General features: G+C 51.5%; 19 protein-coding genes. 14 read left to right on the plus strand and 5 right to left on the minus strand.

The features are described from left to right. Positions 1–3 precede the first annotated feature (3 nt). The 3 genes from V9K95_RS00440 to V9K95_RS00450 are packed head-to-tail and all read left to right on the plus strand — an operon-like array spanning position 4 to position 4,020. Complete coding sequence (locus V9K95_RS00440) at positions 4–1,497, plus strand: NAD-dependent succinate-semialdehyde dehydrogenase (protein WP_336440156.1); 1,494 nt, start codon at positions 4–6, stop codon at positions 1,495–1,497. A 22-nt stretch (positions 1,498–1,519) separates the two neighbouring features. Continuing rightward, positions 1,520–2,899 (plus strand): aspartate aminotransferase family protein, encoded by a 1,380-nt coding sequence (locus V9K95_RS00445; RefSeq protein ID WP_336440155.1) that lies wholly within the window; start codon positions 1,520–1,522, stop codon positions 2,897–2,899. Between the two features lie 8 nt (positions 2,900–2,907). Then, entirely contained in the window at positions 2,908–4,020 is a 1,113-nt protein-coding gene (locus V9K95_RS00450) for an alcohol dehydrogenase family protein (RefSeq protein WP_336440154.1), read from the plus strand. Here the strand turns inward: V9K95_RS00450 and V9K95_RS00455 are convergent. The 3 genes from V9K95_RS00455 to V9K95_RS00465 are packed head-to-tail and all read right to left on the minus strand — an operon-like array spanning position 4,004 to position 9,490. Then, positions 4,004–7,252: an error-prone DNA polymerase gene (locus tag V9K95_RS00455; protein WP_336440220.1), complete on the minus strand. Its 3,249-nt coding sequence runs from the start codon at positions 7,250–7,252 to the stop codon at positions 4,004–4,006. The two genes, V9K95_RS00450 and V9K95_RS00455, sit on opposite strands and share 17 nt — an antisense overlap. Further along, on the minus strand, positions 7,249–8,802 hold the full coding sequence (locus tag V9K95_RS00460) for a Y-family DNA polymerase (RefSeq protein ID WP_336440153.1): 1,554 nt from the start codon (positions 8,800–8,802) through the stop codon (positions 7,249–7,251). Before V9K95_RS00460 ends, V9K95_RS00455 begins: the two co-directional genes overlap by 4 nt. Continuing rightward, positions 8,705–9,490: an ImuA family protein gene (locus V9K95_RS00465; protein WP_336440152.1), complete on the minus strand. Its 786-nt coding sequence runs from the start codon at positions 9,488–9,490 to the stop codon at positions 8,705–8,707. Before V9K95_RS00465 ends, V9K95_RS00460 begins: the two co-directional genes overlap by 98 nt. A gap of 580 nt (positions 9,491–10,070) precedes the next feature. Between V9K95_RS00465 and V9K95_RS00470 the strand changes: the two genes are divergently transcribed. Further along, positions 10,071–10,628, plus strand: a complete 558-nt coding sequence (locus tag V9K95_RS00470) for a hypothetical protein (protein ID WP_336440151.1) — start codon at positions 10,071–10,073, stop codon at positions 10,626–10,628. Positions 10,629–10,642: 14 nt separating this feature from the next. Here V9K95_RS00470 and V9K95_RS00475 read toward each other — a convergent pair whose 3' ends face one another. Next, complete coding sequence (locus V9K95_RS00475) at positions 10,643–11,500, minus strand: alpha/beta fold hydrolase (RefSeq protein ID WP_336440150.1); 858 nt, start codon at positions 11,498–11,500, stop codon at positions 10,643–10,645. 166 nt (positions 11,501–11,666) lie between these two features. On the opposite strand from V9K95_RS00475, the gene V9K95_RS00480 reads away from it, so the two are divergent. The 6 genes from V9K95_RS00480 (at position 11,667) to V9K95_RS00505 (ending at position 15,906) form a co-directional block, all read left to right on the plus strand. After that, the gene (locus V9K95_RS00480) at positions 11,667–12,437 is read left to right on the plus strand and encodes a class I SAM-dependent methyltransferase (protein WP_336440149.1); all 771 of its coding nucleotides are present in this window, start codon (positions 11,667–11,669) and stop codon (positions 12,435–12,437) included. Between the two features lie 241 nt (positions 12,438–12,678). Next, positions 12,679–13,902: a tyrosine-type recombinase/integrase gene (locus V9K95_RS00485; RefSeq protein ID WP_336440148.1), complete on the plus strand. Its 1,224-nt coding sequence runs from the start codon at positions 12,679–12,681 to the stop codon at positions 13,900–13,902. Then, entirely contained in the window at positions 13,899–14,555 is a 657-nt protein-coding gene (locus tag V9K95_RS00490; RefSeq protein WP_336440147.1) for a hypothetical protein, read from the plus strand. Before V9K95_RS00485 ends, V9K95_RS00490 begins: the two co-directional genes overlap by 4 nt. A gap of 76 nt (positions 14,556–14,631) precedes the next feature. Continuing rightward, positions 14,632–14,823 carry a helix-turn-helix transcriptional regulator gene (locus V9K95_RS00495; RefSeq protein WP_336440146.1) on the plus strand — a complete coding sequence of 64 codons (192 nt, stop codon included), beginning with the start codon at positions 14,632–14,634 and terminating at the stop codon, positions 14,821–14,823. Between the two features lie 163 nt (positions 14,824–14,986). Next, a complete protein-coding gene (locus tag V9K95_RS00500; protein ID WP_336440145.1) occupies positions 14,987–15,616 on the plus strand; it encodes a hypothetical protein in 630 nt (209 codons plus the stop codon). Next, positions 15,616–15,906 carry a DUF6074 family protein gene (locus V9K95_RS00505; RefSeq protein ID WP_336440144.1) on the plus strand — a complete coding sequence of 97 codons (291 nt, stop codon included), beginning with the start codon at positions 15,616–15,618 and terminating at the stop codon, positions 15,904–15,906. The genes V9K95_RS00500 and V9K95_RS00505 overlap by 1 nt, the downstream gene beginning before the upstream one ends. 420 nt (positions 15,907–16,326) lie before the next feature. Here the strand turns inward: V9K95_RS00505 and V9K95_RS00510 are convergent, their stop codons facing one another. After that, positions 16,327–16,563: a helix-turn-helix transcriptional regulator gene (locus V9K95_RS00510; protein ID WP_336440143.1), complete on the minus strand. Its 237-nt coding sequence runs from the start codon at positions 16,561–16,563 to the stop codon at positions 16,327–16,329. Positions 16,564–16,650: 87 nt separating this feature from the next. On the opposite strand from V9K95_RS00510, the gene V9K95_RS00515 reads away from it, so the two are divergent. The 4 genes from V9K95_RS00515 (at position 16,651) to V9K95_RS00530 (ending at position 20,930) form a co-directional block, all read left to right on the plus strand. Further along, a complete protein-coding gene (locus V9K95_RS00515) occupies positions 16,651–16,944 on the plus strand; it encodes a hypothetical protein (RefSeq protein WP_336440142.1) in 294 nt (97 codons plus the stop codon). Positions 16,945–16,961: 17 nt separating this feature from the next. Then, positions 16,962–18,359: a helicase HerA-like domain-containing protein gene (locus tag V9K95_RS00520; protein WP_336440141.1), complete on the plus strand. Its 1,398-nt coding sequence runs from the start codon at positions 16,962–16,964 to the stop codon at positions 18,357–18,359. Between the two features lie 40 nt (positions 18,360–18,399). Next, the gene (locus V9K95_RS00525; RefSeq protein WP_336440140.1) at positions 18,400–19,284 is read left to right on the plus strand and encodes a DUF4238 domain-containing protein; all 885 of its coding nucleotides are present in this window, start codon (positions 18,400–18,402) and stop codon (positions 19,282–19,284) included. A gap of 641 nt (positions 19,285–19,925) precedes the next feature. Then, complete coding sequence (locus V9K95_RS00530) at positions 19,926–20,930, plus strand: hypothetical protein (RefSeq protein WP_336440139.1); 1,005 nt, start codon at positions 19,926–19,928, stop codon at positions 20,928–20,930. The last annotated feature ends 152 nt before the right edge of the window (positions 20,931–21,082 follow it).

The following is a 21,082-nucleotide window of genomic DNA, read 5'->3' on the forward strand; positions in this document are numbered from 1 at the left end:
TGAATGTCCGCTCACTTTGCACGACCAGATCGCCATGCCGCCCTTGATCGCCTGACCGACCGGCGCATGCTGCGCGAACTGGCCTATGTCGACGGCCATTGGACCGCAGGTGATGCAGGACAGACGTTTGAAGTTTCTGACCCTGCAACCGGTGCTGCTATAGCCTGGGTATCCAAGCTCAATGCGGATCAAACTTCGACTGCCGTTGATGCTGCCGTGAGAGCTTGGCCGGCTTGGCGGGCGCTTCTCCCTCAAGAGCGAACGGCAAGATTGCGGAAGTGGTACGAACTCATATTGGCTGCGAAGGATGATCTGGCTTTGATCATGACCCTTGAGCAGGGCAAGCCGCTCAGTGAATCGCGTGGCGAAATCGAGTATGCCGCCTCCTTTATCGAGTGGTATGCGGAAGAGGCCAAGCGCTTAAACGCCGAGAATGTAACAAGTCATCTTTCCGGCGCTGAGATGATTGTTCGCCGCGAGGCAATTGGCGTTGTCGGGATTGTTACGCCCTGGAACTTCCCATCAGCCATGCTGACGCGAAAGGCAGCCGCCGCCTTGGCCGCTGGTTGTACTGTCGTTGCGCATCCATCATCGGAAACGCCGCTTTCGGCGCTTGCTCTGGCAGAGCTTGCTGATCGTGCAGGTATTCCTGCTGGCGTTTTCAATATTGTGACAGGCGACGCTGCAACAGTGGTTGGACGCATGTGCGAAGACCCGCGCGTCCGGGCGTTAAGCTTCACCGGTTCAACAGAAATTGGCCGGCTTATCGCGGCGCAATGTGCGCCAACCATGAAAACTCTCGTGATGGAATTGGGCGGTCATGCACCGCTTATCGTGTTTGCCGATGCGGATATTGATCGCGCCGTAGACATCGCCATTGATGCAAAGTTCGCCACTTCGGGACAGGATTGTCTCGCTGCAAACCGGATTTATGTTGAGCGCCCAATACATGCGGCTTTTGCCGCAGCATTTGCCAGGCGGATTTCTAAGCTGGAGGTCGCTCCGGGACTGACTGAGGGCGTTGATATCGGTCCTCTGATGCATGAACGCGCTGTTCAAAAGGTTGAAGAGCAGGTTGAGGATGCCGTGGCACGAGGCGCGAAATGCGCTGTCGGCGGCAAGCGCCATCACGCCGGTGCATTATTTTATGAGCCCACGCTTCTTTTGAATGTACCAGAAGATGCACTGATCATGCGCGAAGAGACATTCGGCCCTGTGGCGGCTCTTGCCGTATTTGATACGGAAGAAGAGGTCGTTCAGCGCGCCAACGATACAGAATATGGCTTGGTTGCTTATGCCGTGACCAAGGATGGGGCGCGAATGCTGCGTCTTGGCCGTAGCCTCGAATATGGAATGGTCGCGATAAACCGGGTGAAAATCACCGGCGCGCCAATTCCCTTCGGGGGCATTAAACAGTCCGGGCTGGGGCGCGAAGGATCGCGGCACGGAATCGAGGCTTTCACAGAACTAAAATATCTCTGCATCGACACTCACTGACTTAGAAGAACAGGATAGTACCATGCTTGAACGCTCGAACGAATTGAACGCCTGGGATCGGGACCACTTCTTTCACCCGTCAACTCATATGGGCGCTCATGCGCGCGGTGAAACACCAACGCGTATTATCAAAAGCGGTGAGGGCGTTCATATTACGGATAGTACCGGTCGCACCAGTATTGATGCATTCGCGGGGCTTTACTGCGTCAATGTTGGCTATGGCCGAACCGAAATCGCCGACGCCATTGCAAAACAGGCTCACGAGCTTGCTTATTACCATGCCTATGTCGGGCATGGCACGGATGCATCAATAACACTTTCCAAGATGATCATTGATCGCGCGCCGGAAGGAATGAGCCGGGTCTATTTCGGGCTTTCCGGCTCTGACGCCAATGAAACCAACATCAAATTGATCTGGTACTACAACAATGTTCTGGGTCGTCCTGAAAAGAAGAAAATCATTTCCCGTTGGCGTGGCTATCATGGCTCGGGAATCATGACCGGCAGCATGACAGGGCTTGAGCTGTTCCATAATGCCTTTGATCTGCCGCGTGCGCCAATTCTCCACACGGAAGCACCCTATTACTTCCGCCGCGAAGATCGTTCGATGAGCGAAGAGCAATTTTCGCAACATTGTGCCGACAAGCTGGAAGAGATGATCCTTGCAGAAGGACCGGAAACAGTCGCAGCCTTCATCGGTGAGCCAATTCTTGGTACAGGCGGCATTGTCCCGCCGCCAGCAGGTTACTGGGAAAAAATTCAGGCTGTACTCAACAAATACGACATTTTACTCGTAGCTGATGAAGTGGTTACCGGATTTGGCCGTTTGGGTACAATGTTCGGATCGGATCATTATGGCATTAAGCCCGATCTGATCACCATCGCGAAGGGGCTCACCTCAGCATATGCACCGCTCTCGGGCGTCATCGTTTCAGACAAGGTTTGGCAGGTACTGGTCAAGGGATCCGATATGCTTGGTGCAATCGGGCATGGTTGGACCTATTCAGCACATCCGATCTGCACCGCGGCTGGTATCGCCAATCTCGAACTTATCGACAAGCTCGATCTTGTGGCAAATGCCGGTGAAACCGGTGCTTATTTCCGCAAGCAGTTGACTGAAGCCTTGGCAGAGAATGCCATCGTCGGTGAAGTGCGCGGTGACGGGATGCTCGCCGCCGTAGAATTTGTTGCTGACAAAGACGATAGGAGTTTCTTTGACCCTGCATTGAAAGTCGGACCACGCATTGCGGCAGCTCTGGCTGAACTTGGCGTGCTTGGGCGGGCCATGCCACAAGGCGATATTCTGGGCTTTGCACCACCATTATGTTTGACCCGGGACGAGGCTGATACGGTTGTCAATGCCGCGGCCAAAGCGGTCGAGTCGATTGCAAAAACGCTCTGAGGTTCACCATGAAAGAGCAAAACATTCCGCAGACCATGGCCGCTATACAACTCATTGGCCATGGCGGGCTCGACAAGCTGATTTACAATGAGAACACGCCGGTTCCTACACCTGCGCCGGGCGAGGTTCTTATCGAAATAACCGCCTGCGGTATGAACAATACGGATGTCTGGGTGCGGGAAGGCGCCTACGGCACCGAGGAAGATGCTGGCGCCGTTTCAACCTGGCGCCGACAAGAGCCGACATTAAGATTTCCGCGCGTTCAGGGGACTGACATAGTCGGGACGATTGTTGCTGTTGGCGAGGGCGTCGACAAGGCGCGTATCGGGCAACGCGTAATGGTCGATTTTTCCATCTATAATCGCGATGATGATAGTCTTGCCGATATCGATTATATTGGTCATGGACGCGATGGCGGTTATGCCGAATATGTAACCGTGCCGGTTGAAAATGCCCATTACGTCAACACGGATTTGAGTGATATCGAACTTGCCACCTTCTGCTGTGCATATTTAACCGGCGAACAGATGCTGGAACGTGCCGGATTGCGGGCAGGAGAGCGAGTGCTTGTTACTGGCGCATCAGGTGGCGTGGGCTCCGGTATTGTTCAACTTGCAAGGGCACGGGGTGCAATTCCCTATGCGCTTGTGGGAGCGGGCAAAGAACAGGCATTGCTCGACATTGGCGCTGAAGCAGTGATCACACGGGGCACCAATGACCTTGTGGCAGCGGTGAATGATGCGACCGGCGGAGAGCCAATTGACGTCGTAGCCGATCTTGTTGGCGGTTCAATATTCAACGATTTGCTGCGCATTCTCAGAGCTGAGGGTCGTTACACCACAGCCGGAGCAATTGCTGGACCTGTTGTGCAGCTCGATCTTCGCACCATGTATCTTAAACAACTGGCTTTGCATGGCTCATCGCAGGGCACGCGGGGAGATTTCCGCCGGATCGTGCGCTATATCGAAGAAGGCAAGATCCGGCCGCTTGTTGGCGGCGTCTATCCGCTTTCTGAGTTTCACCGCGCACAAACGGATTTCATGGCCAAATCCTTTGTCGGGAAACTGATTGTCGTGCCGGATGCCAAATTCGACAATATCCGAATTAATGGAAATCCCTAGATTTCGGCATTATGCGAACATTTCTGGGATGACGCGCCCGCGCGTCTCCCTGGACAGAATGGTTGACTTCGTCACTGCGTGATACGGGCAAAATGGCCCGCTGCTCAGAGAGACGATAAAGGTCGCCAGTCCGATCGATAAGCTTTCTGGCAACGATGTGCACGACATTATCGGCGCTTTGAACTATTCCTTCGATCTGGATCAGCCGAGATCCCATCACTTCCTTACGATAAATGTTGAGGAGCTTTTGCCAGATGACAATGTTGGAGATGCCTGTTTCATCTTCAATAGTCATAAAGACTACGCCTTTTGCAGTTCCAGGCCTTTGCCGAACAGTCACCACTCCAGCCAGTTTGACGCGCTTATTATTCGCCAGACTATTTGCAAATTGGCATGTGGAAACGCCTTCTGACGCAAACATTTCTCGCAAAAACTGCATCGGATGCCCTTTGAGCGAAAGCCTTGTCGATTCGTAATCGGCAATGACGTGCTCAGAGAGTTTCATTTGAGGAAGAACCGTTTTGGCTTCCGTAGCCAACTCATTTGTTTCAGCCGCATGAAATAGGGGCAACGTCGTGTTGTCAGGGAAGCGGCGCACGGCCCAAAGTGCCTCTCGCCGGTCGATACCTAGCGAACGAAATGCATCTCCATCAGCAAGCAAGACAAAAGCCCGTCTTTCAAGTTTCGTCAGACGCCTTACCTGTTCAATATCGGTATAGGCTTGCTTTCTTCTCTCACAGATCAAGTCGGCCCAAGGCTTTGAAAAACCGTCGACCTGACGAAAACCGAGTCTTGTGCATAAAACACCATTTTCCTTTGATTCCAATGTGTTGTCCCAATGACTGAAATTAATATCTACAGGACGTACTTCGACATCATGCTTGCGCGCATCGCGAATAATCTGGTCTGGCGGATAAAAACCCATAGGCTGTGAGTTCAACAATGCCGCAGCGAAAGCAGCGGGATAATGATACTTAATCCAAGATGAAATATAGACCAGGATGGCAAAACTCGCAGCATGGCTTTCAGGAAAACCATACTCACCAAATCCTTTGATCTGGTTGAAGCAGTTTTGAGCGAAATCCCTTTCATAGCCTCGGCGAACCATGCCTTCCACCATCTTGTTTTCCAGTTTGTGAATAGTTCCCACATGCCGGAAAGTTGCCATGGCGCGGCGCAATTGATTGGCTTCATCGCCGGTAAAACCTGCTGCGACGATGGCAATACTCATCGCCTGCTCCTGAAAGAGAGGAACTCCAAGCGTCCGGACAAGAACCTCTTTCAATTCGTCTTTATGTCCGTGATCAGGCGAGGGTGAAGGATAAACAACAGAATCAGGATTGTTGCGCCGCTTCAAATAGGGATGAACCATGTCACCCTGAATGGGTCCCGGTCTTACTATGGCGACTTCAATAACCAGATCGTAAAATTTCCTCGGACGAAGGCGCGGCAGCATATTCATCTGTGCACGGCTTTCCACTTGGAAGACCCCAAGGGAATCTGCCTTGCAGAGCATGTTGTAGACGTCGTCATCATCCAATGGGATGTCCGCAAGTCCATAGCGTTTACCACCGTGTAGATGAATGAGATCAAAGGCCTTGCGGATACAAGTGAGCATGCCAAGCGAAAGAACATCGACTTTCATGATATTGAGTTCGTCAATATCATCCTTGTTCCATTCGATGAAAGTACGGTCTTTCATGGCGGCGGGCCCTATCGGAACGGTCAAATCAAGACGTTCCTGCGTGAGGACGAAACCACCAACATGTTGGGAAAGATGACGTGGGAAACCAAGCAGTTCCTTGGCAAGCCTTATGGTGCGGCGGATCATGACATTATCAGGATCAAGTCCAGCCTGCTTTATTTCCTGCTTTTCAACGACCGATCCCCAACTACCCCAAACCATATTGGCCAAAGCGGCAGTGACATCTTCTGTCAGGCCCAGTGCTTTCCCAACATCACGGATTGCACTGCGCGGCCGATAACTGATGACGGTTGCAATGATAGCAGCATGGTCGCGCCCATATCGCTCGAAAATCCATTGCATGACTTCTTCGCGGCGCTCATGCTCGAAATCCACATCAATATCGGGCGGTTCTTTACGTTCTTTCGAAAGAAACCGGTCAAAAAGCAGGTTGCTTGTGGCGGGATCAACGGCCGTAATGCCCAGACAATAACAGACAGCAGAATTGGCCGAGGAACCGCGCCCCTGACAAAGGATATTTTGTGAGCGGGCATAGGTAACAATGTCATAAACAGTCAGGAAGTAGGGCGCATATTCCAACTCCCCGATCAGGGTCAGTTCTTTTTCCAGGATCGTAGACACATTTTTGGGAATGCCATCCGGATAGCGTTTATTGGCGCCGATCCATGTTTCATCGATCAGATGTTGCTGGGGTGTTTTGCCGGGTGGAACAGGTTCATCAGGATATTGATAGCGTAAATCATCAAGAGAAAAACTGATCGGCTTCACAAAGCGCTGCGTCTCTTCAAGTGCTTCCGGAAAAAACCGAAAGAGATACAGCATATCGGTTGGCGATTTCAGATGCCGCTCTGCATTCTTTTCCAGTTTGCGGCCAGCTGTCTCTATCGTAACATGCTCACGGATACAGGTCAGCACATCCTGAAGTGGCCGCCGGGCAGGAGTGTGATAAAGCACATCATTAACTGCCAAAAATGGAATGTTTGCATCGGCTGCAATTCGAACCAGTTTTTCACCGTGACGCCTGTCGGCTCCTTTGCGCGGCATTACCAGACCAAGCCAAACGCAATCCGCCGCCGCAAAAGCCAGTTTTTTTAGGAAGTCCGTGAAGCTTTCATCGGGATTTTCGGGAGGCATTACAGCTATCTGAAAATTATCTGCCTTGAACAGAAAGTCTTCGAAAAGCAGATGGCATTCCCCTTTGGTCTTGGCACGGTGCTTTCCCACACTCAAAATCTGGCAGAGATGACCGTAAGCAGGGCGATCTCGCGGATAAACAACAAGGTCAGGCGTGCCGTCAGTGAAACTTAGCCGACAACCAATATAGAGGTCTATTGAAAGACCTTGTTCTTTTTTGATTTCTTTTCTGGCGCTATGGGCTCGCACCACGCCAGCAAGTGTATTGCAATCGGCAATACCAATGCCTTTAAGCCCCAGAAGAGTTGCAGCCAGAACCAGTTCCTGGGGTTGCGACGCCCCCTTGAGGAAGGAAAAATTGCTGGTGACGGCAAGCTCAGTATAATCCATCAGGCAAAAATCCCATGCAAATACCATCGGGGGGTGGGATCGCCTCGCTCATACAGACCTTCGCGGAATACCCAAAAACGCTTTCCCTGATTGTCTTCAACCCGGTAATAGTCGCGTGTGAGAGCACCCGCATGCTCGCGCCACCATTCTGGTGCAATACGCTCGGGTCCTTCAGCTAAAACAATCGTGTGCTGTACGCGGCGCCACGTAAAGCGCGCCGGTGCACCGTCAGGAATTCCCGATGTCGTTTCAATGCGTTCGGGTGGATTAAACAGTCTGATTGGTCTTTCGGGAGGATTTCCAGGGTAATGTTCTGGTGACCACTGAACTGATTGATCCGATCTATTCCCGGCTGCAGCTTCAAGCATGACAGCACGTTCAGGAATGTGCGTATCAATAGCAACAGGTCGCAACACACGCGAACTGCCCAATCTTATAGAAAGTCTATCGATGAGCGCATCAAATGCTTCTGTCTCTTGCCGCGTATTGTCGAGACTTTTCTGCAGCGCATGTGTTTGTTCTGTTCGAATAGCAGAGAGCCGAACAATATCAAAGCCATAGCCTGCATCCAGAGGTTCTGCCAAGCTTGATAGCCTCTCTTTAAGCAATCGCAGTAATGTTTTTGTCTCTACAAGCGGCCTTCCGGATTCAATACGAATCCGTCGCACATTTCCATCAACACGAAAAAAGCTCGCTTCGATTTCACGCGCACCTTGAACACGGGTTTGCAATTGCCTGAAAAGTTCATCGCCAAGGGATTGAAGTAAAAGCTCGACGGAATCCATAACAACCAAAGGTTCGGCCATGCGTCGCTCAACCATACAGACAGGCACAATACGGCGCGGAGAAATTGGCTGGTCTTGCCTGCCAAAAATACTGTCCAGGCGATTGATCAGCTCTTTTCCGAAACGGGCAGCAAGGGCAGCACGGGGCAGAACCTCGACTTCGCCAACATGCAGCAGACCTGCGCGCTTCAGACCAGCAAGATGTGCTGCTTCTACCTCAAGACAGGCAAGGTGCAGTTTATATAGTCTCTTTTCTTCATCATCGCCGATGACACCGCCGGATGAATAGCGTGCAAAGGCACGGGCAGAGGCTGCATTGCTTGCGATGGCTGATTTTACCGCCACGCCCTGTTGATTGAGACGATTGTGAATATCCTTGAGCATAGTGTGCTCATCCCCAAAAAGATGAACACAGCCTGTAATATCGAGGATAAGACCATCCGGATCGTCAAAAGCGACCAGAGGCGTGTATCGATCACACCAATCTGCCAGACGCTCCAAAAATGCGGAATCCTGACGAGGTGAGGCAAATGCGATATCCAGCTTTTCAAACTGCGCACGTGCATCAGCCAAAGTCATGCTTTTGTATAGACCTGCTTTTGCAGCTCTCTGATCAACCGCTACCAGCCGTAAAGTATTGGCAATCTTGTCAACAACAATGAGATACTGATCAGAACGGTCGCGCTGCGAATTTTCGCGTTTGAGACGATCCGTAGGAAGATGTGGAAACCACAGAGCCAAAAACCGGCTCGATCCGTTGGAAAACATGATTTTCACTCTCCCATTGTAATAGCCATTGGCCTGTGTTGCCCTGCCTGTTGCGAATGAGTTGGACTTGAAAAACAGGGTTGCCCGGCGCGTTTGCACCAGGGGATTGTGAGGTTGCAGCACGAATTAACCACCGTGTGACGGCAGCATTTTCACCCGGAACAGCTCCCAGCCTCAGGAGAAAGGCGGGCACTTCTGCCTGTTGTGCGCTAAGCAGTAATTTTCGCGAGGCAGTCAAATCCAGACATTTGGGATGGCCCCACGGCGCAATAATAACTGCTCCCATACCGCGAATGCCAAGGCTGTCTGCTGCAGCCTTTAAAACATTATGAGGCGAGGAGCACCGAACGAAAATCACCCGCTCCGGGTCGAGACCCAAATAATGCAGGCCAGGAGCATAGGGAAAGCCATGTTCATTGCCTGTAAAATCTTCTTCAATCCAAAGAATGGGGCTTAGGTTGGCTGATGCGCGCAAGGCGAGGGCAATAACAAAACCTGTTGCGGCTCCTGCGTCCCCACTTTCCTTCGCAAAAACCTCATGCAGAGCGCCTCGCTGAAGGCCACCCCGAAATACGCCGTCTACAGCCCGGCAGCCAAGATCAAAGGCAGAGCCAGACACACCTTGCGTGCCTTGCTCATTTAAAGACGCAATATCGCGTCTTAACGCCGTTAGATCGACGATCGCCACTATAGAACCCCCGTTTGTTCATGATATGTTCCATTATCAAATTTAAGGTATCCAGTGTCAAGCGCTTCCCGATGCGAATGGTTAGAATCAGATCATCAATTGCAGATTTCAGAGTCATCCAGCCTTTCGCTGTTGAGACTCATGGGAAGGATTTCTGATCTGGCTCTGAAGCCCTTCTTCGCGATAATGGTTGTGTTATAGATTGAGGTGAAACTACGCTCAAAGTTATAGAAATGATCGCATGTCTGCCAAATCCACCGCTCCCATACCTAAATCGGAAAAGAGACATTCACTATTATTTCGCTGGATGTTGAAGCGGAATGCTCGGCAGGCGTTAAAGCTGCCACAGGTCAGAGCCCGAGAAACAGAGCTGTTTCGTGAAAGTATAAAGGGAAATTTGCCAAATTCAGGTAATGTTCTCCTGGCAGCATGCGATGATCGCTATTTCTACAATTTCGCTCTGGGGCTGATCAAATCCATCGAACGTCTAGGTCAGCCTGAGGCATTCCATCTTCTGCTTCTTCAACCTTCCGGCAAGGTCATCGAGGAAGCGGCTACCCTTTCCAAGACTCTCAAGCACGTGAGGCTGACCTATTCTATTGATCCATGCGCACTGGCAGAGGGGCTGCCACGCCGTGAAATCTATTATACCGCCGCACGCTTCCTGCTAGCGCCTTTAATTCTGGAAGCTGGTGTCGAACGCCTTCTTATGATTGATGTCGACGCCGTGATGAATCGGTCTCCCTGGCCAATAATTCCATCTGATTTCGACCATCAAAGCGGAGCATTCATATTTAGAAGGAATGAAAAACATCCGTGGCGCAAAATTCTTGCATCTGCCGTTCTTTTAAATAATTCGCCAGGTTCAATGCGATTGGCAAATGCAATTGCCGTTTCGATAGCAGTTAGCTTGGGGAAGAAACCCAAATATCATATCGACCAGATTCTACCGTTTTACGTCTGCGACTTTGCAAGCAAAACGATTCAGAATTTTTCCACTGTGGATATTCCCCCCAAACTCATGGGATATGATTACGAGCCGGAAGCCGCTTTCTGGACAGTCAAGGGTCATCAGGCGCTTGATACTTTTATAAGCGAAAGAGACAGGCTTCTTGGCCCAACGGAACAAGAAAACTAAGTCCGCCAGAAAAGTTAGGCGCGGCAGTTAAGCCCTGTGTGAGCGCCGATAGCGCGAATAATGTCATCCCAATCCTCAAGGTGAATTTCATGGCCGCCACCTGGAACACGGAGAAGTTCTGCACCTGGAACGCTTTGTGCCAGCAATTCGCCATGCTCGATCGGAAAAATCGGGTCCGCTGTGCCGTGGACAACGAGAAGAGGTTTAGCTAATTCGTCGCGCTTGTTGTCCCAGCTGTCACCACCTTTCAACATGAAATGATTGGTAGCGCTGGCGAAGTTTTTAGCACGCTTCACATCATGCTCTACGAGTTTACGGGCCTGCATCTCATTATAGGGATGCCGTGTACCTGCAATCATCTGCGTATCTTTAACAATAAAATCTATGACCTGAGCGCTATCGGTCCAATCAACACTCTCGCCTGTCGCTGCGTGCTCCATATAGGCACTACTCGTCTGCGGAAGGTTGGAGGTATCAACGCCGATGGGCGTGGTTGAGATCAAGGTCAGCGTTTTTACGCGTTCAGGATGGGCGAAAGTGGCCATTTGCGCGATCATACCACCCAGCGACATACCGACCAGATGTGCGGTTTTGATATTGTAGGCGTCGAGCACGCGAAATGCATCCTGAGCCATGTCGTCCATTGTATAATCAGGGTTTCCCGGCTCATAAGCGGTCGAAAGGCCGGTATCCCGATTATCATAACGAATGACGTAGCGTTTTTGGGCGGCGAGTTGCTTGCAAAACCCCTCCGGCCACCACAACATGGAAGCCATGGCGCCCATGATAAGCAGAACAGGCTCATGGGTTGGATCTCCAAAAGCCTGCGTGGCGATCTCAACATTGTCAGCAATGATGATCCGTTCATTCATTTCGTCATCCCCCTGCACAGCATCTGAGGTGTCAATGCCTCGAGCCTCGTCTCAAACGAACAGCAACTACATTGGTTGTGAACTTACATAACTGATCCTATAATGCAACCAGTCTTGCCAAAGAAGCAACCGCCGGCAATGACAGCAGAAACCAGAAGAGGTTCAAATGTTGGATCGTGCAGATTTCTATGACGCAGAATTAAAACGTCACACCAAACACTTGATTGCCGCTGCCAGCGTTGGAGTGAGTGACCATGTGCTTGATGTGGGTTGCGGGGCAGGACAAACCACGCGCGATGCCGCCAGCCTTGCTGTCAATGGCAAGGCGATTGGTGTGGATACGTCAAGCGATATGCTGGAAGTTGCCAGGCAACGGGCAAATGATTCTGGACTCAAAAATGTTTCATTTGAGCAGGGCGACGCCCAAAGCCACGTATTTCCCCAAGCCAGATTCGATCTTTGCATCAGCCGGTTTGGCGCTATGTTCTTCTCTGATCCGGCTGCCGCGTTTGCAAATATTGCCAGCGCCATGCGTCCCGATGCGCGACTGGCATGGATGGTATGGCAGAACCAGGATAAAAATGAATGGTCTGGCGCCATTCGGCGAACCGTAGCTCCGACCACGATGGCCTCACCGGAAACCCGGAAGGCGTTTTCCCTTGGTGAACCTGGTACCGCCAAAAAGCTTCTCAATACCGCAGGATTTGTATCCGTCGATTTTATCGACGTGCGGGAACCGGTATTCTACGGAGCATCTGTCGACAGCGCGTTTGACGCTCTCATGGAAATCTTCTCTATAAAGGATATGCTTGCTCAAACGAATGAAGCACCCGAACCTGCCTTGCAACGGCTGCGCAACCTGCTTGAGGCTCATATGACCACTGACGGGGTGCTCTTTGACTCCCGCGCCTGGATAATTACCGCTCGAAGAGAATAGGATATTTTGCGGGAATGATGGTGAGCGCGCGGGGGTTCGAACCCCGGACCTACTGATTAAAAGTGGCGTCTGACCAAACACCCACGAACAGCCATAAACATAAATACACAGTAAACACTGGCATTTCAAAGCGTTATGTGTTCTACCTTGTTCACAGTTGTTTCAACGAGTTTTGCATTTCTGGAACCCATACAGAACCCAAAACAAGATAAGTAGGTCGAACGTAAGTAGGTGGAGCTCGATGCCTCGTAAGAATTTAACTGCTCGTTTTTGTGAAACCGTAAAGGTCGAAGAGCGAACTGACTTTCAGGACGATATGGTCCGCGGCCTATCCTTGCGGGTATCGCCGAATGGAACCAAGACCTGGAATGTCGTCTATACACGCGAGAGTGACAGTAGCAAGCAGCGGGTGAAGCTAGGGCGGTTTCCAACCATGACGTTGGAGAAGGCACGTACAGGCGCCCTCAAGATGGTTACGGCCGTTTCAGAGGGCCATGACCCATCGGAAGAGAAACGCGCTCGACGCGATGCTATGACGGTTAAGGAACTCGGTGGGCTGTACATCGACAAATACGCCAAACGGAACAAAAAGACCTGGGCTGAAGATGAACGGCTGTTAAAGGTCGAAGTTTATCCCGAGATCGGGCAAATGAAGGCACTAGCCGTTAAACGGCGCGATATTCTCAACATCATCGAGGCAAAGGCCGAGGCCGGACATTTGGCGCAATCCACACAGATCCTTGCCGTTGTCCGCAAGATGTTTAATTGGGCGGTCGATGGCGACTATATATCAACATCACCCGCAATAGGCGTGAAACCGCGGGGGAAGGCCGTCAAGCGCGACCGTGTATTATCGGACGGCGAAGTGCGGGCAATCTGGAAAGCGCTTCCTGACGCGTCATTGAGTTCTCAAACCGCGGACATCTTTCGACTGCTGTTTCTGACTGGACAACGATCAGGTGAAGTCTGTGGAATTACCCGCAACGAAATCGATACAGATAGGGCGCTGTGGTCCATCCCCAAGGAGCGAACAAAAAACGGCCTTGCCCATATTGTGCCGCTGTCGCCAGCAGCCTTGGCCATCGTCGAGCAGGCGCTTGACCTTGCAAATGACGATGAGGAAGATAACCGGCCGCTGTTCACTCGCATAGGCGACCCAATTGAAAGCAATGCTATCGCCAAGGCAGCACGCCTCAAGATGCAGATAGTTGACAGACCTTGGACGCCCCATGATATCCGCCGCACAGTGGCAACAGGAATGGCTGGTTTAGGAGTTGCACCGCATATCGTGGAAGCTGTTTTAAATCACATAAGTGGATTCCGCGCGGGCGTTGCTGGTGTATACAACCGCAATCAATATGAGCGCGAGAAGCGCCGTGCCTTGGATGTGTGGGCCGAACACGTTGTCGCGCTTGCAAAGGACGAGCCTTCCAAGATTTTCAGCCTCGCGAAGGCACAGCGATGACTGAAGGCTTTGGATATTCGGCGCAGGAAAAAAACCGATTGGCAAAGATCTTGGGATGTTCTGAGGATCACAGCACTGTATCGAACGTGGAGCGAATCGTTGGCGAGTGGCTTAAGCACAATGAAGAACACGTTGCCGTCGACCTCGGTAAGAATACCCGAATTGCCGTAGCAGCGGAAAATTTACTGAGGGAAATCGAAGGGGATGGAGGCGAAAAAGATTTTAGGAATGATTTCGAGGAGAATGGCCATCCAATTTCCTTAAGAGGCCATTTACTAGTTGCTATTGAGTTTCTGGACTCTGTGATGGTCGAAAACGAGCATCTTCTCCCGAAGGGACGGACCCCGGCAATTCCACGACTGCTTGCCATTCGACTGCTAGAATTTTGGGAGAACAGTGGTAGACGGATTGCTCGCAGCTCTACTGCAAAAAAAGATGCCCCAGATATCCAGAATCCTAGTGGACCCCTCGTACTCTTCCTTCTAGCAGCAACTGAACCTGTACTTCGGACGAAAGTGCCGCTGGGGGCGGCTGAACACGCAATCAGGACATTTTATCCTCGGCGGCGGACCAGGGAAGATGCAAATTTTTCAGAATTTGTTCGAAGTTTGATAGCCGATGGGCCGCATGGGGAAAGTGCCGCCGAAAAGTAGCGTCGCTTTCTCCATGTTGTGACGGCTTCAAAAGTAGTGAACTTACATATCCGAACTCAAACAAAGAGGATCGGACATGGAACTGCTTTCAATTAAAGATGTCGCCAAGCGCCTCAGTATTGGTCGGACAGCTCTTTGGCTACTCACCAAAGAATCAGATTTCCCCAAACCAGTACAGGTTACTGTCGGACGTAAAGCATTTGTTGCCAATGAAATAGATCAATGGATCGCTTCCCGCGTGGCTCAACGCGACAGAGTGATCGCATGAGCATGTCGGCCCCTACGTCGGACCGTGCTGCGCAAGCAGCGGCCCGCTGGCTGGCCTCTCAGAGGAGGCCGCCAGAGCGAACCATACTACAGCTGAGAATCCACTTCCGCTTGACGACAGAACAGGCAGAGGAAGCCAAGCTGATCCATGCGAGGGTCATGTGATGGCTGCGCCCATCGGAAAGCTCACCAGTGGTATCAAGCCGTTCGACCCATTGGTGGATGACGACGGCGACAATGAACGGCCAAGATCCGGGCTCCGCAAAAGGCTCGCACCTTGCCGCTCTTTCCCTTTGCAGTGGCCGACGGAAAATAAGGCTCGTTACGATCTTTTCGATGGTTGGCACGATGTTGCAATGCAAATTGCAGATCGGCATGCAGTCAGCTTCCGTTTTCTCGCTGTCACAAAAAAAGTCGTGAACTGGCAGACGGGAACGATAAAAGAAAGCAATCACTATCTCGCACAAAGATCAGGCTTTTGCAGTCAAAAGACGATCTCACGCGACGTGGCTACGGCTGAGGCGTTAGGAATCATCACGTTGGAGTTTGGGTGGCGAAAGAATGCCAACGGGAAACTCGTTCGGTCGCGTGTCATGAAACTCGCTCTACCCCAGCCCCTTCCAAGCCAAATACATCTGCCGGATTGTGATTTTCAGTTCGAGATTCATATGGACACCCGTGGTCCCGACCTCTCGATTAATCATATGGACACCTGTGGTCCGATTCGTATGGACACCCGTGGTCCCATTACCATTGAAGATACCAACAGCCGCCTCGCACGTGGGAGGTTGTGATGCAGCTTGATCTCTTTAATCCCAAAACAAAAACCGGGGAGCTATTCGTCTTCCCACTTGATCGACGCAATGCGTTGGTCCGGAAAACTGCTTTCGATCTACGCTCCAAGGAATTTCACCAAGCCAAAAGATTTTGGCAGCGTCACGTTGCAGAAATCAGAAAAGAGCTCGCCTCGAAGCGTGTTAGGCCCGAGCAGGTTCAACACGAAATCGAAGCCTATACACGCGCCGTAAGCCACGAACTAAATCTTCAACGAGTCTTGCGGGCACAGCCGGACGGTGCGGCATGACCTACGCTTGTCAGGGGGATGGCCCTGAAGGCCACCCCAAGGTCGGAGCAGTGATAGTCAGAAAATCGCTGACGTTGGGCCGGCCAACAGGGCCGGACCCCACAAACGCAAACCGCCCCCAATCCGGTGGTTTGGGAGCGGTCAAGGAATATCCGGTGCTGAGTGACAAACAGGATATACCGCCCGCACAACAGCAGCCTCACCCGCGAGGATTGTGAACCTCTTGGGAATGTCTTCGGCTTCAAGCTTCCAGATGAACCTGCAGGTTGGGAACTGTCGTCTGCTTCTCCGAGGGGAGGCCGGACGCCTGAGCAGACGGTTATCAAACCCGAACGCCGGGTTCCGGAGTTTTCTTCAGACGAGAACTGATCAGTAAATGGGGTAGGGGCGCTCCGGCGCCCCGTTCAGCACAGAACATAGCTAGACGCCTGAAAACCGTACGCCTTCACCCATCGCTTGATCGCTTTCCAAGAAGACCACTCCCGCGGATTCAAGAGCTCGCTGCATTTCCTCGATCGTGCGGGCATAGGGCGTCCGCTTGCCCGTCTCGAAATCTGCAATTGTGGCACGGCCAACGCCAGCAGCATCAGCTAATTCTTGTTGGGACCAACCAAGTAGGCCACGGGCCGCTCGTATTTGCGCCACATTCATAACCATCGAAACCTCATACAATTTGTATTGACTTTTGGTTAGCATCATGCAATTTGTATTATGTTACATCGTTATCACTGGAGGAGCAACCGCATGCAAAACGTTTCCAAAACCACCAGTGCCTCTCTTTTCACCAATGCGGTGGAGCTCGCTTCATTGATCCAATGCCATATTGATGCGGTCGCCAGAGTGGACACTGCAAGTGACGGAGAAGCCGCTGTGCAGGCAGCTTTCGAGAACGAACAAGCGGCGCTTGATGCACTACTGCAGTATCCAACTCGCGACCTAGCCGAAGTTCGGACCAAGACTGCTTATTTCCTTGAGCATTTGCACTTTCTCGGATGCGAGGATCCTCGCATGGTGATGTTCCTTCGTGCGATGATGTAATTTGAAGTGGGAAAATCATGGAACTGTATTTTGGCACCACTGCAACTGGCATAGGCGTCAACTTGCCTCTCCGATTTGCAAATCGCCATGGTCTCGTTACCGGCGCAACTGGCACCGGCAAGACAGTCACTCTCCAGCGATTGGCCGAGGAGTTTTCCCGCAATGGCGTCCCTGTTTTCGCCGCCGATGTGAAGAGCGATCTATCAGGAATTGCCACCTCATTTCCTGCAGAATTTTGGGACATCTACGGTCGCAAGGGACTCCAGATCAGGACAAGCGTGCAGGAAATGGGCGCGCAGCTCATATCGCGGATGCTCGGATTGAATGAGACACAGCAGGGCGCAGTCGAGATCGCATTCCGTATTGCTGACAAAGAACAATGCTTGTTGCTCACGCTTGACGATTTGCGTTGGGCACTGTCCGACATGCTCGACAATCGCGAAGACGTTTGCAAAGAGCACGGTAACATCACAGCCGCATCCATATCGGCAATCCAGCGCAACTTGCTGGCGCTCGAGGCGCAAGGTGGCGCCAATCTGTTCGGCGAGCCTCCCTTTGATATCCCCGATTTCATCCGAACCGACGATAATGGTCGAGGAATCATCAATTTGCTTCATGCAGACCAATTGATGGAAGCGCCCAAGCTGTACGCTACGTTCCTGCTCTGGTTGCTGACAGAACTATTCCGCCGTCTCCCTGAAGCTGGCGATCTGGACAAGCCCAAGCTGGTATTCTTCTTCGACGAGGCGCATTTGCTATTCCGTGATGCTCCTCGCCCTCTCGTGCAAAGCATCGAGCGTCTGGTGCGTCTGGTGCGCTCCAAAGGCGTTGGCGTGTACTTTGTGACCCAATCGCCCGCCGACGTGCCTGACACAGTGCTGGCGCAGCTTGGCAACCGTATTCAGCATGCTCTTCGCGCCTATACTCCCAGCGATCAGCGCAATGTGAAGGCATCGGCCAATGCATTCCGCCCTAATCCCGGCGTGGATGTGAAAGCAGAAATTACGGCGATGGGTGTCGGTGAAGCGCTCGTATCGATGCTTCAGGACAATGGTGTGCCCCAGCCTGTAGAAAAGGTTCGAATTACCAAACCTTCGGCCCAGATCGGTCCTGTTTCGGATCTCGAGCGCGAAACAACAATTGCGGGATCCAGAATGTTCGAAAAGTACAAGGCAGGAATGCTCCCTCACGAGGCGAGCCATGCGTTTGGCAATAGAATGAAGGCGCAGCGAGGAATTGAATTTGACGCTGCTGCCGGCGCGCAGGCTCCCGAAGAAAGCATATATTTGAAGCACATCCCTAATCTGAATGTGGAAGAGGCCGCCGATCGGCCCAGCATCATCAGATTTTTGCTTCGAATAGCGTTCTGGGGATCAATTACCTTTTTGGGATTGAAAATGGCCGGTCTTACGTGATGTAGGTTACTTTTATAGCCAAGAATCGAAACTTCAAAAGATGCCTAATCCAAAAAAGCACCATTATATTCCAATGCTAGTGCAAAAACACTTTGCGCTAGACGGACGGCTGTGGGCGTACAACAGTCACGCGCCTGAACTTGGCGTATATGAGGATCGCCCGGATAATCTGTTCTACTCAAAGTACGAGTACTCTAAGTACGAGGACGATGGAACACGCGATCCCAAACTCGAAATCGAATACTCTAAAAAAGAAAGTGATTGGGCTCCTTTAATAGAAAAGATTGTCAATGCGGTGCGTAACGGAAAGGCGCCGAACCTCACATCTTCTGAAAGGTTATTGTGGGATGACTTTTTCCAAAATCAGTGGCGTAGAGTTCCGGAGCTTAGGAGGCATCTGTTGCCTGCCGAACGAATTCAAACTGACGTGAAAAAGATAATCGAGCAGTACATTGCAAGCGGCAAGAAAATAGACGCAGCAGAACGTCAACGCCTTGAATCGATAGAATGGGCAAAGGTGGCACGCCAAAACACCCAGGTAAACGTCCTTCGGAATGTATCACCTCGGGTCAGCGATGCCTTGCAGCGTCGCGGCTTGATCTTTGCGAGTCCCACTGCTGCGAACAAGAGCTTCATTATAGGCAGTATTCCAATAGCAGTTTTCATGAACGGAAATGACGGATACAGACTGGACAGTTATCTTTCAGAAGCTTGGTTGCCGATAGCCCCGGATGTGGCAGTTTCCCCGTCCCCACATCCATCTGGAGAGCTTCTCGCTGAAATCAATGGCGATCAAGTTCGGCATGTGAACACTATGTTGGCTCGGCAGAGCCGCCACATTGCTGGTAGGTCCCGTGAATTGGTTGAATCGCTTTCGAAATATGTTGCCGTGGGCGTCACCACACAGCAATCCCGTCCTGGCTGAGCCTGAAGGCTATTATTTCCGCCGCGCGATCACGGCTTCTCCGGAAGGTCGTGTAGGCCCAGCCGCGCTTCTTGCACTCTTTTTTCGCCAACAGCCCGCGCGATTTCCAAATGCAAGAGGCGACCAGGCACCGGCGCATGCCATCACTGCCGTTCAAATATCCGACAACCCATGCTGGATGTACTTTGCCGTCCTTACCCCGATGTCCCAACAAGACCTTTTCCATACTGAAATGTCGCGCGCCGTACGCTGGATACGGGCCCTGTCAATTTCGCGAATGTTTCTGCATCGCTCATTTCCGCACCACCGTGATCTTGCGGCCGCGCTTGTGTATGGCACGGCTGAAGACTTTCTCGTTCGGTTTTCAGGCTGATGGTACTAATACGCCGACTCGACGGATGATCCGCATAGGTGGGCACGCAGCGTGCGCCGCGCAGCAACTTCGGCCCCGTGCTCGGTGTCGAAAATCTGGGCCACACCACCCTGGACACCTTCTCCCATCTCGAACGGTAACCTTGCGGAACTCGCCTTGGAAGCGGCCGTAAACAAGCACTCCGCGTGCATCGAAGTCGTCCATGCCAGTGCACCTTTCAAAATCGATCCAATTTGATAGCTTCTTGGCAGAATGGAGATCACTGGGGATGACTATGGACAACGGGCATGAGCACCGCAGCTATCGGAACGTTAACCACACAGAAATTGCGATTATAGTCTTTGCCGCCGTGGTAACCGCCTTCGGTTGTTGGGCAATTTACCAAATAATAATGACCAAGGAACTCGGTGCGATTGGAAACGCAGCTGATACTATATCGAAACTGGGCTTGTTTATGGTTGGGGTAGTCGGTCTTCCCCTCGCCCTTTGGAAGGGTTATCTCGATTATCAGCAGACTGAACTTGCTTTGCAGCAAGGTATCCGGGCACAACAGCAAATGGAGATTACCACGAACCAACTGAAGCTCACCGAGCGCCAAGTCGCAGCCTCTGAGGAGAACAGTTTGGCGACAATACTTGAGAGGGCAAGCAGCCTGATTTCCGATACTCAATCTGACGCCCAGAAGATGTCTGGTGTAGCGTTTTTGCATTACGTGGCTCAATCGAAAACGCAAACCTTCCACTTTGAGGCGCTGGAACTCTTGTCTCAGCTTATCGCCAACCGCGACTATAACGAGCCAGTAATTCGCAGTGCAACTCAATATATGAATGAAATAGGCCACACCAAAAAAAAGCGGATTCGTGTTTCCATCCGCATAGAAGAGAATATGTTTACGGAATTCTTTGAGTACTTGAGCGGCGTCACCTATATAAACTGCACAATAAATAATAGAATTTTCACTGCTGGTTTGAACTATTTTCACAATTGTGAATTCTCCAACTGTACAATTAATCATGCTGCGAGAATTCTCGACACGTCCAATTTCGTGAATTGTAGGATTGTCCGCTTAAACACTGTGATGAACAGTGTGCTGGAATTTTCGTCGTGCGATTTTTCCGGATGCATGTATCTCCCGTCTTCTTGCGAAATTCACCTGCACGGATGTTACTACGATGTTGAGAATCCGCCTGGCCCGCTGGTTATGAGAGAGTGGGGCTCTGAGCTTACTGGCCTGAAGGATTTCGAAATCGATGATTTCCATCGCCATGGCTAACAATTACACGTTCATTCTACTGTCCTCAGAATGTTGGTGCCAATCCACCGGCCGCGAACATGCGGCCGAGCCCGGGGTGTTTTAATGCGTCTGGATTTCCTTCGAGGATCATCTTGGCCCAGATGCGGATCTCGTCGAATGTGAAGGTTTGC

Origin of the sequence: Phyllobacterium sp. CCNWLW183, assembly GCF_037203775.1 — a bacterium.
Lineage (GTDB): Bacteria > Pseudomonadota > Alphaproteobacteria > Rhizobiales > Rhizobiaceae > Phyllobacterium > Phyllobacterium ifriqiyense.

Excerpts from the sequence above, each read along its gene's own strand:
- V9K95_RS00515 (WP_336440142.1), top strand. The coding sequence starts at position 16,651 with ATGCAAAACGTTTCCAAAACCACCAGTGCCTCTCTTTTCACCAATGCG.
- V9K95_RS00495 (WP_336440146.1), top strand. The coding sequence starts at position 14,632 with ATGGAACTGCTTTCAATTAAAGATGTCGCCAAGCGCCTCAGTATTGGT.
- V9K95_RS00485 (WP_336440148.1), top strand. The coding sequence starts at position 12,679 with ATGCCTCGTAAGAATTTAACTGCTCGTTTTTGTGAAACCGTAAAGGTC.
- V9K95_RS00445 (WP_336440155.1), top strand. The coding sequence starts at position 1,520 with ATGCTTGAACGCTCGAACGAATTGAACGCCTGGGATCGGGACCACTTC.
- V9K95_RS00510 (WP_336440143.1), bottom strand. The coding sequence starts at position 16,563 with ATGGTTATGAATGTGGCGCAAATACGAGCGGCCCGTGGCCTACTTGGT.
- V9K95_RS00525 (WP_336440140.1), top strand. The coding sequence starts at position 18,400 with ATGCCTAATCCAAAAAAGCACCATTATATTCCAATGCTAGTGCAAAAA.
- V9K95_RS00440 (WP_336440156.1), top strand. The coding sequence starts at position 4 with ATGTCCGCTCACTTTGCACGACCAGATCGCCATGCCGCCCTTGATCGC.
- V9K95_RS00480 (WP_336440149.1), top strand. The coding sequence starts at position 11,667 with ATGTTGGATCGTGCAGATTTCTATGACGCAGAATTAAAACGTCACACC.
- V9K95_RS00490 (WP_336440147.1), top strand. The coding sequence starts at position 13,899 with ATGACTGAAGGCTTTGGATATTCGGCGCAGGAAAAAAACCGATTGGCA.
- V9K95_RS00520 (WP_336440141.1), top strand. The coding sequence starts at position 16,962 with ATGGAACTGTATTTTGGCACCACTGCAACTGGCATAGGCGTCAACTTG.
- V9K95_RS00505 (WP_336440144.1), top strand. The coding sequence starts at position 15,616 with ATGCAGCTTGATCTCTTTAATCCCAAAACAAAAACCGGGGAGCTATTC.
- V9K95_RS00500 (WP_336440145.1), top strand. The coding sequence starts at position 14,987 with ATGGCTGCGCCCATCGGAAAGCTCACCAGTGGTATCAAGCCGTTCGAC.
- V9K95_RS00475 (WP_336440150.1), bottom strand. The coding sequence starts at position 11,500 with ATGAATGAACGGATCATCATTGCTGACAATGTTGAGATCGCCACGCAG.
- V9K95_RS00460 (WP_336440153.1), bottom strand. The coding sequence starts at position 8,802 with ATGTTTTCCAACGGATCGAGCCGGTTTTTGGCTCTGTGGTTTCCACAT.
- V9K95_RS00530 (WP_336440139.1), top strand. The coding sequence starts at position 19,926 with ATGACTATGGACAACGGGCATGAGCACCGCAGCTATCGGAACGTTAAC.
- V9K95_RS00450 (WP_336440154.1), top strand. The coding sequence starts at position 2,908 with ATGAAAGAGCAAAACATTCCGCAGACCATGGCCGCTATACAACTCATT.